Annotated in this window: 8 protein-coding genes and 1 pseudogene; 7 read left to right on the forward strand and 2 right to left on the reverse strand. The window is 72.2% G+C overall.

The features are described 5' to 3' along the window. The first annotated feature begins 67 nt into the window (after window positions 1–67). The 7 genes and pseudogenes from K7G61_RS21660 to K7G61_RS21690 all read left to right on the forward strand — a co-directional run bounded on the left by K7G61_RS21660 (window position 68) and on the right by K7G61_RS21690 (window position 8,182). Window positions 68–1,408: an enolase C-terminal domain-like protein gene (locus K7G61_RS21660; RefSeq protein ID WP_374204198.1), complete on the forward strand. Its 1,341-nt coding sequence runs from the start codon at window positions 68–70 to the stop codon at window positions 1,406–1,408. Further along, window positions 1,405–2,158 (forward strand): annotated as a pseudogene (locus tag K7G61_RS21665) (SDR family NAD(P)-dependent oxidoreductase). The gene K7G61_RS21660 and the pseudogene K7G61_RS21665 overlap by 4 nt, the downstream one beginning before the upstream one ends. Window positions 2,159–2,432: 274 nt before the next feature. Further along, window positions 2,433–3,263: a (Fe-S)-binding protein gene (locus tag K7G61_RS21670; RefSeq protein WP_225848588.1), complete on the forward strand. Its 831-nt coding sequence runs from the start codon at window positions 2,433–2,435 to the stop codon at window positions 3,261–3,263. 74 nt (window positions 3,264–3,337) lie between these two features. Further along, window positions 3,338–4,789 carry a lactate utilization protein B gene (locus tag K7G61_RS21675; RefSeq protein WP_225848679.1) on the forward strand — a complete coding sequence of 484 codons (1,452 nt, stop codon included), beginning with the start codon at window positions 3,338–3,340 and terminating at the stop codon, window positions 4,787–4,789. Continuing rightward, window positions 4,786–5,436: an LUD domain-containing protein gene (locus tag K7G61_RS21680; RefSeq protein ID WP_225848589.1), complete on the forward strand. Its 651-nt coding sequence runs from the start codon at window positions 4,786–4,788 to the stop codon at window positions 5,434–5,436. The genes K7G61_RS21675 and K7G61_RS21680 overlap by 4 nt, the downstream gene beginning before the upstream one ends. A gap of 602 nt (window positions 5,437–6,038) precedes the next feature. Next, entirely contained in the window at window positions 6,039–7,223 is a 1,185-nt protein-coding gene (locus K7G61_RS21685; RefSeq protein WP_225848590.1) for a hypothetical protein, read from the forward strand. 182 nt (window positions 7,224–7,405) lie between these two features. Continuing rightward, complete coding sequence (locus tag K7G61_RS21690) at window positions 7,406–8,182, forward strand: tetratricopeptide repeat protein (RefSeq protein WP_225848591.1); 777 nt, start codon at window positions 7,406–7,408, stop codon at window positions 8,180–8,182. Here K7G61_RS21690 and K7G61_RS21695 read toward each other — a convergent pair. Both K7G61_RS21695 and K7G61_RS21700 read right to left on the reverse strand, forming a co-directional pair. Further along, window positions 8,163–9,593: a cellulose binding domain-containing protein gene (locus K7G61_RS21695; protein ID WP_225848592.1), complete on the reverse strand. Its 1,431-nt coding sequence runs from the start codon at window positions 9,591–9,593 to the stop codon at window positions 8,163–8,165. The two genes, K7G61_RS21690 and K7G61_RS21695, sit on opposite strands and share 20 nt — an antisense overlap. Window positions 9,594–10,821: 1,228 nt before the next feature. Then, a complete protein-coding gene (locus K7G61_RS21700) occupies window positions 10,822–13,935 on the reverse strand; it encodes a LamG domain-containing protein (RefSeq protein WP_225848593.1) in 3,114 nt (1,037 codons plus the stop codon). Window positions 13,936–14,613 lie beyond the last annotated feature (678 nt).

Consider the following 14,613-nt stretch of genomic DNA (forward strand, 5'->3'; position numbering starts at 1 on the left):
GTACCAGTGAAAGGCCCTTCTCGTGTCCTGCGGATCCTCCCGGATTACCGGCTTCCACACCTATGACGTGCGTTTCCCCACCTCGCGGGAGCTGGACGGGTCGGATGCCATGAACCCCGACCCCGACTACTCGGCCGCCTACGTGGTGCTGCGGACCGACGATGCCGACGGCCTGGAGGGCCACGGCTTCACCTTCACCATCGGCCGTGGCAACGACGTCCAGGTCGCCGCCATCGAGGCATTGCGCGCCCACGTCGTGGGTCGCGGCGTGGCGGAGGTGTGCGCCGATCCCGGCTCGCTCAGCCGCGACCTGATCGGCGACAGCCAGCTGCGCTGGCTCGGGCCGGAAAAAGGCGTGATGCACATGGCCGTCGGAGCGGTCGTCAACGCCGTGTGGGACCTGACGGCCAGACGTGCGGACAGGCCGCTGTGGCGGCTGCTCGCCGACGCCGACCCCCACTGGCTGGCCGACCAGATCGACTACCGCTACATCACCGACGCCCTCACCCGCGAGGAGGCCGTGGCGATCCTCCAGCAGGGACGCCAGGGCCGGGCCGCCCGGCAGGCCGACCTGCTGGCCCGCGGCTACCCCGCCTACGCCACCTCCCCCGGCTGGCTGGGTTACAGCGACCAGAAGCTGACCACGCTCGCCCGCCGGGCCGTCGCCGACGGCTTCACCCAGATCAAGCTGAAAGTCGGAGCCGACCTCCACGACGACATCCGGCGCATGCGCGCGGCCCGCGCCGCCGTCGGACCCGGGATACGTATCGCCATCGACGCGAACCAGCGGTGGAACCGCGACGAGGCCGTCACCTGGACCACCGCGCTGGCCCGGTTCGATCCGTACTGGATCGAGGAACCCACCAGCCCCGACGACATCCTCGCTCACGCCGCCATCCGCAGAGCCGTCGCACCGGTCAAGGTCGCCACCGGCGAACACGTGCACAACAGGATCGTCTTCAAACAGCTCCTGCAGGCCGACGCCGTCGACATACTCCAGCTGGACGCCGCCAGAGTCGCCGGCGTCAACGAGAACCTCGCCGTGCTCCTCATGGCCGCCAAGTACGGCGTGCCGGTCTGCCCGCACGCCGGAGGCGTCGGCCTGTGCGAACTCGTTCAGCACCTGGCCATGTTCGACTACCTCGCCGTCTCCGGCACCGTCCAGGACCGTGCGATCGAGTTCGTCGACCACCTCCACGAACACTTCACCGACCCCGTGACGATCAGCGACGGCCACTACCTCGCGCCCACCGCAGCCGGCTTCTCCGCGCGCATGCACCGCGGATCCCTCACCCGCTACGCCTACCCGCACGGCGAATTCTGGACGGCCGACCTCAGCGGCACGCCGCAAGCCACCGCCCCCCACCACACCCGCGATCAGGACGAGGACGAGGAGCTCACCGCATGAACGGACTGGAGGGCCTGCGGGCCCTGGTGACCGGCGGAGCCTCCGGGATCGGGCGGCCCACGGCCGAACTCCTGGCGCGCCAGGGCGCGCACGTGGCCGTATTGGACCTGAACACCCCCACCACTGCCGAGCCGCTCATCGCCCTCACCGCCGACCTCATCGACGACTCCCAGGTCCGCGCCGCCGTCGCCCACGCCGCCGAACGACTGGACGGCCTCGACATCCTGGTCAACAACGCCGGCATCGGCGCCATGGGCTCGGTCGAGGACAACCCCGACGAGCAGTGGCACCACGTGCTGGACGTCAACGTCCTCGGCGTCGTACGCACCACCCGCGCCGCACTCCCCCACCTGCGCCGGTCCCGGCACGCCGCCACCGTCAACACCTGTTCCATCGCCGCGACCGCCGGCCTGCCGCAACGGGCCCTGTACTCCGTCGGCAAGGGCGCCGGACTTTCCCTCACCCCGGCCATGGCCGCCGACCACGTGCACGAGGGCATCCGGGTCACCTGCGTCAACCCCGGGACCGCCGACACCCCCTGGATCAGCCGGCTGCTCGACGCGGCCGACGACCCCGAGGCGGAACGCGCCGCCCTCGACGCCCGCCGGCCCCTTGAGGCGCCTGGTGACCGCCGGCGAGGTCGCCGCCGCCATCGCGTACCTGGCCTCGCCCGCGGCCGCCTCGGTCACCGGCACGTCGCTGGCCGTCGACGGCGGCATGGCCGGCCTGCGACTGCGCCCCCGGCGATGACCCACATCACCCCCGCACACGTGTGGGACCTCGGCGCCGGCGGCGTGCCGCGCGGCCCGGAGGCCGGCCTGCGGCGTCCCGGGCCCGGCCACGTCGGTCACGCGCGCCGCCACGACGCCGGCACATACCCCGGCCACACCGCCTGCGTCCCCCCGGCGAAGGCGGGCGACGCCGGCGCCGCTTCGCCCGCACGGCGCCCGGACGCCGCGCGGGCCGGGCAACTCTCCGCCGGCCGCGCCCGGGCCGGCGCACCCACCGCGAAGGGGGCCCCGTAATGCGTATCGCCCTGTTCATCACCTGCTTCAACGACACGCTCCACCCGGACACCGGCAAGGCCGTCGTACGGGTGCTGGAGCGGCTCGGCCACACCGTCGAGTTCCCGCTCGCGCAGACCTGCTGCGGCCAGATGCACTTCAACTCGGGTTACCGGCCGGAGGCGATGCCGTTGGTGCGCGGCTTCGTCCGGGCCTTCGCCGGCTACGACGCCGTCGTCACCCCTTCCGCGTCGTGCGCGGGAATGGTCCGCCACCACCACCAGGTCCTGGCGGGGCAGTACGGCGACGAGCGCCTGCGGTCGGAGGTCGCCGACGTCAGTGCGCGGGTTCACGAGTTCACCGAGTTCCTCGTCGACGTGCTCGGGGTGACCGACGTCGGCGCGTGCTTCCCGCACCGGGTCACCTACCACCCCACCTGCCACTCGCTGCGCGGGCTGCGCCTGGCCGACAAGCCGCTGCGGCTGCTGCGCGCGGTGCGCGGCATCGACCTCGTCGAACTGCCCGGCGCGGAGTCCTGCTGCGGCTTCGGCGGCACCTTCGCGGTGAAGAACGCCGACACCTCCACGGCGATGCTCGCGGACAAGTTGCACGGCGTGATGGCCACGGGCGCGGAGGTGCTGTGCGCGGCCGACAATTCCTGCCTGCTGCACATCGGCGGCGGCCTGTCCCGGCTCAGGACCGGCATCGGCACCCTCCACCTGGCCGAGATCCTCGCCTCGACGCAGTCCCCGGTGAAATCCCCGGTGAAGCCCCAGGTGAAGCCCCAGGTGAAGTCCTCGGCGCGGGCGACCGCGGGCGACGCGACGAGCGGGGACGGTGCGCCGTGGTGAGGTCGGTCGACAAGCACGGGTCGCGTGCCGCCGCCACTCCCGGCACCGGCACCGGCACCGGCACCGGCACCAACGTGGTGTGGCTGGGCAGCCCTCCGTTCCCCGAAGCCGCCCGCGAGGCCCTGGCCGACTCGCAGCTGCGCCGCAATCTGCGCACGGCGACCACCGCCATCCGCGACAAGCGCACGGCCGTCACTGCCGAGCTGGACGACTGGGAGCAGCTGCGGGAGGCGGGCGCCGCGATCAAACGCCGGACCCTGCGCCACCTCGACCGGTACCTGGTGCAGTTGGAGGACTCCGTAACCCGGGCCGGCGGCACGGTCCACTGGGCCTGCGACGCCGCCGAGGCCAACAGCATCGTCACCGACCTCGTACGCCGCACCGGAGCGCACGAAGTGGTGAAGGTCAAGTCCATGGCCACCCAGGAAATCGGCCTGAACGAGCACCTCGCCCGGTCCGGCGTCCGCGCCTACGAGACCGATCTGGCGGAGCTCGTCGTCCAGCTCGGCGACGACCGGCCCTCCCACATCCTGGTCCCGGCCATCCACCGCAACAGGGCGGAGATCCGCGACATCTTCCTCCGGGAGATGGCCGCATGGGGGCGGCCGTCACCGGAGGAGCTGACGGACGAGCCGGGCGCCCTCGCCGAGGCCGCCCGGCTGCACCTGCGGGAGAAGTTCCTGCGCGCGAAGGTGGCGGTCTGCGGCGCCAACTTCGCCGTGGCCGACACCGGCACCATCGGCGTCGTGGAATCCGAGGGCAACGGCCGGATGTGCCTGAGCCTGCCGGAGACGCTGATCACCGTCATGGGCATCGAGAAGGTCCTGCCCACCTGGCAGGACCTCGAGGTGTTCCTGCAGCTGCTGCCGCGCTCCTCCACCGGCGAGCGGATGAACCCCTACACCTCGACCTGGACGGGCACCACCACCGGCGACGGCCCCCGCGCCTTCCACCTGGTCCTCCTCGACAACGGGCGTACGGCCACCCTCGCCGATCCCGTCGGCCGCCAAGCACTGGCCTGCATCCGCTGCTCGGCCTGCCTCAACGTCTGCCCGGTCTACGAACGCACCGGCGGCCGGGCCTACGGTTCGGTGTACCCCGGACCCATCGGCGCGGTCCTGACCCCCCAACTGGTCAGTGGCGGTCACGCCGACACGCTCCCCTTCGCCTCGACGCTGTGCGGGGCGTGCTACGAAGTCTGCCCGGTGATGATCGACATTCCCGAAGTCCTCACCCACCTGCGAGCCCGGGTCGTCGAGAACACGCGCGCGAGGCGGCGCACCCCCACTCCCGAGGCCGTCATGATGAAAGCCGCGACCGCCGTCCTGGCCGAGCCCGCGCGTCTGGTTGCCGCCCAGAAGGCGGCAGCGTGGGGCGGGCGGCTGCTGGGCAGGCGCGGCGTCATGGGCCCGCTCCCCGGGCCGCTGCGCGGCTGGAGCGACGCCCGCGACACCCCCGTTCCGCCACGCGAGACCTTCCGCGCCTGGTGGCGGGACCGCCGAGAGGAAGGAACCGCCGACCGGTGAACAGCCGCGACACCATCCTCGGCCGCGTGCGGGACGCGCTCGCCGACGTACCGCCGCAGGAGCGGCCCGAGCACGTTCCGGTCCCGCGCCACTACCGCCGCAGCCACGCGGGCCCGGCCGGCCTGCCGACACTGTTCACCGAACGGGTCGCCGGCTACGGCGCCCGGGTGACCGAAGCGGACGCGTCCGGGGCGCGCCGGGTCCTTGGCGGCATCCTGGCCGACCGCGGGCTGTCGTCCCTGGTGGTCCCGCCCGGCTTCCCCGAGGAGCTGCTGCCCGAGGGGCCGTGGCGGATCCTGCGCGAACCGCTGACCGTGCCCGCGCTCGACCGGGCCGACGGCGTACTGACCACGGCCGCCGCCGCCATCGCCGTCACCGGGACCGTCGTCCTGGACGGCGGTCCCGGCATGGGCCGCCGCGCCCTCAGCCTGCTCCCCGACTACCACCTGTGCGTGGTCCGCGAGGACAGGATCACCGCCGACGTCCCCGACGCCCTCGCGCTGCTGGACCCGTCCCGCCCTCTGACCTTCGTCTCCGGGCCCTCGGCCACCAGCGACATCGAACTCGCCCGCGTCGAAGGCGTCCACGGCCCCCGCACCCTCGACATCCTCGTCCTGCAAGGCCTCCGCCATGAGGACAGGACGTGAAAGCCGCCCCGCGCGCCCCCGCGTCCTCCCCCGCCCGTGCGTGCGCGGGCAGGCCCGGCGACCGCAGGCACGAGGTTCGGGCGCACCACCTCGGTCCGCGCCGGGCCGGAGGGGGACTCGCGCTGCCGCCCGGCTGGTGCTGTGCCCGGGAAGGTCAGCCGGTCGCTCGCGGCGTCCAGGGGGTGCATTCGCCGCAGGGCAGCGGGAGCTTCGCAAGGCACCGGATCGGCCGCGTAAGGGGCCTGTTCGGCCGGTTCGGCAACGCCGCTCAGGTGCCGTGACCGGGGGCACCTGCCGGCCGCCGGGTCAGCGCACCTTCACCGCGCTGGGGAGCCCGCCGTCCGTCCGGGCCGGGGGATCCCGGGCCCTCGGACCAGTCCGAGGGCCCGGGTCCGGGGAGTCGGCCGCGCGGACGTGCGCGGTGATGCCTTCACGCGGACGGGAGGGCCCCGCCGTGCTCCGCCCGGCACCGGCCTGCGCGGCAGACCTTGACGCGCCCGGCCCCCACGTCCGGGCGCGCGGCACTGCGGCTAGGCTTCCGGCACGGCGAGGGGGCGCCGGGCCCGCCTCGTGTGCCGGCGCCGTGCAGCGAGGAGCGTGTTGTGAGCACACCACCGGGGGGCCAGGGTCCCAACGGCAGTCCCGCCGCCGCGAGCGGTCCCTACGGACCCCCGCCCGCAGGCGGCAGCCCCTCCGGGTACGGCCCGTCCGCCAGTGGCCACCCGGCGTACGGCGGCTCGCCCTACGGGCCGGGCGGGTACGGCGGCGCCCCGCCGGCGGGCACGGTGCCCGGCCGGCCGGGCACGGACCGGGCCCCGGCGGGCGGCGGCTGGGTTCCCTCGGGGGCGACGCCACCGCCGAGGCAGACACAACCAGGAGTCGGCGAGAGGCAGTTCACGGCAGCCCCGCGGCGTTCGCGGACCGGCCTGGCCGCGCAGTACGTGCTTCAGTACGTCTACATCCCCGTGTGGGCCGCGCTCGCCTTCGCCCTGCTGGCCCTGGTGGTCGCCATCGACATCCTCGGCGACGGCAACCTCGGCCTGCCCGGCGCGGTGTTCGCCTTCAAGCAGACCGCCATCTCCTGGCGCCGGCTGCGTACCGAGTGGACCGGGCGCACCGACCTGTGGGCGGCATTCACCGACGAGCGCTTCGCCAACCTCTTCCCCGAGGCGGAGAAGAGCAGCGGCTGGCAGGCGGCCAAGCTGCCGCCCAGCGGGGTCCGGCGGGCCGAGTGCGTACTCCCGGTGCGCCACTACCGCGGGCTGGACTCGGCGGCGATCGAGCGGCTGGCCGGGCGGCGCGGCTGGTCGGTGGACTGGCAGGGGACCCGGGACCCGCGCAGCGAACTGCGTCTGCACCGGTTCCTCCCGCCCCCGCCGCACACGGGTCTGCCCGACCCGTACGGGCCCGCGCCCCGGCGGGGCGAGCCGTGGGGGCCGCTGCGACGGCGCTTCGCGATGCCGCTGCTCACCATGGTCTTCATGCCGCGGCTGCGCGCCCTCGAACTGCGCGACAGCGCCGACGCCTACCGCGCCCACCTCCGCACCCGGCTGCCGCGCCTCTTCGCCGCCGAGACCAAACGGGACCCGCGCCGGGGCTACCTGGCCGAGGAGGGCCGTATCCTGCGCCGGGTCAACGTGGCGTCCTGGCACTTCCGGGGCGCCGGAGCGCATGCCGTACTCGCCGTCGCCGCCGAGCACGGCTGGCACCTGGACCACTCCTTCCCGGCCGAACCGGACGGCCCGGTCCGCCTCTGCCGACCCGACGCGGCCACGCCGGCCCCGTGAGCCGGGTGCGCCGCCGCGCGCGCACGCGAAAGCGGCTGGGCGCCTGTCCTCCGGGCCGTCCCTCGGGGTACGGACGGGTGCGCCGCATGCGCCCGGCCGGTCCTCGGCCGGGCGCCGCGGACCGGGCTTGCGGGTAAGAGTGCGCTGATCTTCAAGCTCGTGGGTACGGGGAGGCTGCAGCAGTGACGACCGAAGTGACGCCCGAACTGGCAGAGGCCATCAGGCGTGGCTACGACCGGCGCGACCGGACGAACATGGCACCGACGATCGCCTACTTCCAGGAACTGCTCGCCCAACACCCCTACCACTCCGTCCTCGTGTACGAGGTGGGCGGCGCCTACGACACCGCGGGCCAGGAGCAGACCGCCCGCGGTTACTACGAGCGGGCGCTCGCCCTCGGCCTCGAAGGCGACGTCCTGCGCCGGTGCCTGTGCCAGTACGCCAGCACCCTGAGGTGGCTGGGCCGGCTGAACGAGTCACTGGCGGTGCTCGACCGCGCCCGCGAGCAGTTCCCCGGCTCCGACTCCGTACGTGTCTTCCGCGCCCTGACCCTCAACGAGGCCCGGCGGCCGGACGAGGCGGTGGCCGAACTGCTCACCGTCGTCACAGAGCACGCCGACGCCACCGACCTGGGGCGGTGGGCGACCGGGCTGCGCGGCCTCGCCCAGTGGCTCGCCGACGGCCGACCCGAACAGCACCGGACTGCTCACCCGGGCGGGCGCCGGGGGACGGGCGCGCGGTGGCCTCGGCCGCGGGGCGCCTGCGCGGCCGGCGTGGTCACAAGGGCGCCCGGGCGCACCCCGCGCCCGGGCACCGTTGCGCCCATATCAGGTGGAGTGATGCTCTGTCGGTCCGTGAGAGCGCGCCGGCAGCGTGACGTCCGTGCTGTGCGTCGGTTCGCCGCAGGTGCGGACCGAGGTCACGCGCCGGCCGCTCCCGTCATGGGCCGGCGCAGGTGAGCGATGGTGACGTCGGCGTTCCGCTGGCGGTGAAGCCGAACGTCGTCGAGGCCGAGGCCTGCAGTGCACCGTTGTAGTCGGCGTTCTTCACCGTCACGGCCGAGCCGCTGGTGCTGAGGTTTCCGTTCCACAGCTGGGTGATGGCCTGGCCGCTGCTCAGGTTCCACTTCACGGTCCACCCGCTGATGGGCTTGCTGCCCGCCGTCACGGTGACTTCACCCTGGTACCCGCCGGACCAGGAGCCGACCGTGCGGTAGTCCGCGGCGCACACCCCGCCGACCGGTGGCGGAGTAGTGGTGGGCGGCGGGCTGGGCAGGGACGAGCCGATGCGCGGCCCCGCGCAACTGCTGACGAGCGACGGGACGTCGGCGGCCGGATCGGCGGTGTAGCGGTACGGCGGAGTGGTGAAGGGCGTGACGCCGCCGCCCGTGCCCCCGGCGCCCGTGTCCCGGGAGCCCGTCGTGTGGTCGTACACATTGCCCCGGGCGACGATGTACGACGGCCGGACATACATGAACTGGTGCGGGTTGTGCGTGTCCTTGAAGTAGTTGTTCTCGATGAGCGCCGAGCCGAGCGCGCCGACGCCGATCGCGTAGGTGTTGCTGGGGTTGGTGTAGTAGTTGTCGTAGATGTGCCCTTTGCCGAACAGCAGTCGGGGCATGCGCTGGTCGGTGAGGTCCGCGAACCAGTTGTGGTGGTACGTGGCGTTGTTCTTGCCGAGGTCGGTGTCGTCGTGGTCGGCGCCCGAACCGATCAGACTGACGAGGCGGTGCTGGTTGGAGGTGGTCGTGTACCAGAACTTCACCCACGACACCGTGAGGTAGTCCGAGCCCTGGGTCAGGTCCATCAGGCCGTCCCCTGCGTCCCAGAGGTTCAGGTGGTCGAACCACAGGTGGTTGGCGCCGCGCGCGGCCACCGTGTCGGGTGGGTTGTAGTTGCCGTACCCGGCGCCCTGGATGTTCAGGTTGCGCACGATGATGTTGCTGCTGCCCGCCCGGATGTTGATGCCGCCCTGGATCTTGGCGTTCCCGTCGGCGCCGATCACCGTTTTGTTGCTCGCGATGTCCACCGCGTCCGGTTCGGTGACGATCGTCCCCGAGATCTTCAGGACGCGCGGGGTGGAGTCACCGGCGTACTTCTTCAGGTCGGACAGGTTGGTGATGGTCTGGGGGGTGGCGTTCCCGCCACCCGTGGTGGTCGCGACGCCGTCGCCGGGGACGGATGCCCATCCCGTCAGCGCCGTGTCGCATGTCGCCGCCTGTGAACTGCTCCGGCCGGCGAACACCATCACCGTGCTCGCCACCATCACCACGAGGACCACCGCGAAAGTGCGCCACCGGCGGGACAGGAACGGCGCGCCGGCTCCTGATGGCGGGGCGGTCCCGCCGGGTGTAGTGATCTGAAGGCTCATCAGATGCATTCCTCTGCTGTCGGGTGTCGTTTCCGATCGCAGGTGTGCGGTCGGACTGGACTCGGAGGGGGTGGCCGCCTGACGATGGGAGCGCTCCCACAGGCGGCCGAGGGTGTACACCGCCCGGCGGGAAGCGTCCGCCGGCACGCATGGCGCCGGAGCCGGCCAGGGGGCGGTGGAGTTCGTGCGGCGACGGCGTCCAGGAGTCGGTCGACGCCCCCCGGCGGGAAGCGGTCGCCGTTCGGGGAACCGCGACCTGCGCCTGGGTGGAGCCCGGCCACGGAGGCCGGCAACGACCGTCCCTGACACGGTGATCCGGTCATCGTCCCGGACGTCCGGTTCGATGCGCGAAATCGGCCCGGCAGCCGCCGGTCCGGCGGACCGCCCAGGCGCGATACCGCGCCGGAGGCGGGACGCCGACGGGTTACGGCCGCTTCACAGCCTCACCGTCACGGTCCGGCTGGGCTGCGGGACCCCCGGCGCCCCGCAGCCCAGCGGCGGGAACCGGTTGTCCGACGGGTTCGCCTTGCCGATCACCTCATGCGAGCGGGAGACGACCCCTCCGATGTTCTGGGGAAAACCTTCGCTGCGCCCACCGAGTGTCACCGTGATCGGCGCCGGTGTGCAGGAACGGACCGTCACCGCCGACGGCGCGTGAACGATGAAGTGCGCAGTGGCGGCGGCATGCCGCAACAGCCCTGGACGGTGGGACACAGGTCCTCCTGAGGCGTCGCAATACTGTGGGGGGATGCGACAAAAACCCGTCGATACATCGGATGTGTTATAGCGTGTTCCTCGCGATCCGTCCAGAGACGCCGGTCGCGGCGGACGGCTTTCGAGGGCCCGCGAGATCGACAGCGAGGTGGTCCGGGGAGCACGACCGGGGCGCGCGAGCTCACCGGGATCCGCGCGGTGCGCGCGCCAGGGGGCGCCGAGGCGGGCGCAGGCGTCCCGTCATCAGGCGTTGCCAGGTGACCTCGGTGCTCGTGGTGTCCCGGCCCGGACGGATCATCAGCCACCGCGAGCAGTGCGGAGATCGGCTGTTCGGTCGCCCGGACGTCCCCCTACCCGGAGTCCTCATGCCGGCGCACACCGTGCGTCGAGCGCCGACCGGAGGTGCGCCGTCGCATCCGCGGCGACGGGCCGTCCGGCCGTGGCGCGGACGGCCCTGCGTGCGGGGCCAACGGCCGGCACCGGCCGTGGGCCCCGCACGAGCGGTTCGCACGTCTCAGGACAGGCCGGCCCCGTGTTGCCAGTCGGCCACCTCGCTGGGGGTCAGCACTCGGTTGAACACCGCGGCTCGGTCGATCTCACCGGTCAGGGTCTGACCGCCACCCTGGTCGGCTCCCAGGTGGACCTCACCCGTCGCGCAGCCGTTGATGCCAGGGGGCTCGGTCTCTCCTATGGTGGTCTGTTCGACCTGCCGGCCGTCCAGGTACAGCGTCACGTCACCGGTGTCGGCCACGGTGACCACCAGGTTCACCCATGTGTCCATGGGCAGTTGGGTCGCGAAGCCGTGGTTCGTGCCCGTGGTGATGAGGCGAAGTGAGTTCCACGGCGTCAGATCGATGAGAAGTCCGTCGCCGTCACCCCCGCTTGACGATTTCCAGTCCCAGATCCGTCGGTACGTGGACGCCGGCTCCGCCTTGACCTCCACCGCGAACGTCGCGTCGGGCACGAAGCCCAACGATGTCGCCGCCGAGCTGAGGTATCCGCCGTTCCCCAGGGCGGCGGCCGTTCCGGTCGGTCCGTCCGAAGCGTAGGACGCTGGCTCGTTGGTGAAAGCCAGGTCGCGCTTGTTCCCGGAGGCGTCGGTGACCGTGGTCCCCGACGCAGGGTCGTAGGCGGCCAGCAGCGGCGTCGTGGGGGTGGCGCACGGCGGAGGCGTCGGCGTGTCGTCGAGCCCGATCTTCCGGTTGCCCAGGCGCTTGTCCGTAGTGGCCGGGACCCCGGTGACCTGTGCGTACGGCAGGGCCGTGGTCGGTGCGCCGGGCCGCTCGACCAGGTAGGAGGACCCGGCCCGGGCGTTCAGTGCCAGCACGGCTGCCGAGGTCGGGGCGACGACGACGTCTCCGGTGCCGCCGTCGACCACCTGGACCTGCTGGCCGGGCCAGGGGTTCTTGACCCGCAGGCTCTCGGTGGTGGCGGCTTCGATGGCGGCTGTGACGAGCCGACCGCCCTCGACCTGGACGTCGACCTTGTCCTTGTGCTGGATGTAGACGGAACCGCTGCCGTCCCAGTCGGAGGGCCACGCCGGCGCGAACCGGATGATGCCGTCGTAGTCCTGGGCGAGTGCCTCGTCGACCGCAGTGGCCACGTTGGCGGACTGTTCCTGGTACGGCTGGTAGCCGATGGAGTTGTTGATGTCGGCCAGGCCGTTGACGTAGACCTGGTGGGCCTCGGTGCTGGAGACGAGGTCGGCCTCGACCTGGGCGGAATCCCCGAGCCGGGCCGCGTCCACCGCGTCGTAGGACCAGTCGTTGCCGGCCTTGTTCGGCCGGTTGGCGTAGCTGCGCTGCTCCAGGGCGAACAGGTTGGCGTCCTGGTCGCCGACCTGGTTCCAGGGCCACAGCGGCTCGAGCTCGATGTTCTCGCCGTTGTGCCGCCGTGCGGCAGGCTGGTAGGAGATGCCGATCATGTCGGTGCCGGTGGCGTCGGCGGCTCGGGTCTCGGCCTCGGAGTAGCCGGGGTTGAGGAGCTGGGACCTGGTTCTGGTGTCGGTGCGCGGGTACGGGGGGATCTGCCGCAGCGCGGCGGCGAGCCGGTCGGGCAACGGGTCCCCGGCGGAGGCGTCACCGACGATCTCGGCGGCCTGCACGACGATCGGGAAGAGCGTCCGGTCCGCGACGATGTCCATGGTGGGGTCCTGCACCGACCACTGGGTCTCGTGCGCGTTCGCGACCGCGTGCAGCAGCCCGTCGGAGCCCACCTGCTGGTATGCCAGCAGGAACCGGGCGGTCGCCTCCATGAACGGGAAGGCCCTGCGCAGGAATCGGATGTCCTTGGTCCCCTGGTACTGCTCCCACATGTACAGCGACATCTCCGCGCCGCTGCTGATGTTCAGGGCGTTCCACTGCGGCGCCGCGCCCAGGGCGCACGAGGCGTCCGACGCGACCGGGCCGTCGTGGTAGTAGCCGTTGCCGTTGAAGCTCATGGTCTCGGGCACGCAGGCACCCGGCAGACCGCCCATCTGCTCCTTGGTCCACGCCTCGATGTTCGGCAGGTCGTTGATGTACATGTCGAAGATCGGCGTGTTGAGCCGGTAGTTGCCCGAGCTCATGTTCGCGGAGATCTCCCCGCGCAGGTTCCACAGCCAGTAGTCGTTCGGCGCCCAGGTCTGTTTGTCCTGGGCCCAGGCGAACATGTCGGCCTCACCGGCCTGGCTGCCGAAGTACGTGCCTTCCTTCGAACTGGCGGCCGCGTCATAGAGGTAGAGCGTCCGCAGGTTCTCGATGTAGGCCGCGGTCCCGTCGGCGGAGTCCATCTCCACGACGCCCGAATGCGCCCAGAACCGGTGCCACCAAGCGTTCTGCCTGCCCAGCAGTGCCGGCTCGGGCAGGGTGGCGCTGTCACCGATGACCTGCGCGGCGGTCGCCGCGGCGTCACCACCGGCCCAGTGGGGAGCGGCCACCACCACCCTGAAGTCGCCCCTGGCGTCCGGGGTGAAGCTGAGCTGCACCTTCGTCGAACCGGCGACCTGTGCCGTGACGTTGCGGCCGTTGGCCGTGAGGGCGGCCAGCGTCCCGAAGGTCTGCCCGCTGGCACCGTAACCGGAGTCGTCCTTCCAGGTCTCGGCCAGGGTGCCGGTCGTGCCGGAAACCGCGGCAGCCGGGTGACGACCGGACCACAAGCTGACCGAAGCGGTCTGGGTGACGTCCGGGTTCGCACCGGACACGTCGACGATCAGCTCGTCCGTGGTGGTGGAGACCCACGCCCTCATCGACATTCCGCCGCCGGACTCCTCCAGCACACCGTTCGTCAGGTCGAGCCGGCCACTGAAGTCGGCGGCCTGTGTCATCGCCGAGAGGCCCGGGATGGTGACCTGGCCCGGGGACTTGCGCGACGGCATCGTGTCCGACCGGTTGAGCTGGGCGGTGAACCCGTTCGCCGCCCAAGCGGCCACGCCCAGCGAGCCGTTGCCCAGGGGCATGGACGTGTTGGGGTTGGTGCCGGCCTCGGTCATCACGATGTCGTCACGGCTGACGACGCCGAGGGGGTCGAGGCCGAAGGCTCCGTCGCGCCAGGCGGTGGTGGAGGTGGTCGCCGCTCCGGCCGGCGCGGTTCCGGCCACGAGAGCGCCGCCGGACACGGCGGTGAGCAACGCCGCAACGCCGGCCACCATCGACCGGGTACGGCGTCCGGGTGGGGATGAGTGAGGGGATCGGAACGGGCTCAATGACACGGTGCCTCCACAGCGAGTACGACTGGCAGCAGCCTCGATCACCTTGATTGATCCGATGATCGAAGCCATGGAGTGCCCGATATGTCACGGTACTTCGGATGTCATCCCGCAAATCCGCACCCTGGTGAAGTCGGTCTTCCGCTTAACATCGGGTCAGTGCTTTATACGGCGAGCCCGTCAAGGCTGTACAGACCCGGGAGCTCCGATCTTTGGCAAGCCCTGACCCTCGGCCTGTCGCTGCGGTGATCCCGACGCAGGCCGGCGACGGCGGGGACGGGCGGTGGGTCCACGCCCGGTCGGTGCGGCAGGACATGGAGGTCCTGCCGGCAGCGGAGGCAGGATCCTGGCGGGCGCGGACCCGGTTCGGGCGCTGTTCCAGGTGCGGGGCCGGGGCCCGCCGTGATCACCGCGGGCGGATCGGTGCCGGACGGCTCGCTCCCGTGCGGGAGGCGAGGGGCAGGGGTCAGCAGGCTGCGCGCGCGTCGTTCCCGTACGGCTCGGGCATCAGTCTCCTCAAGGACGAGGCGGTCCTGCCGGCAGGCCACGACCCGGTCCTGCCGGCGAGCGCCTCGCCGAGCCCTGGCGCCGGGTCCGGGTGCCGACCGCGGGAAACCGGGT

It is taken from the genome of Streptomyces sp. HPF1205 (assembly GCF_020400825.1).
Lineage (GTDB): Bacteria > Actinomycetota > Actinomycetes > Streptomycetales > Streptomycetaceae > Actinacidiphila.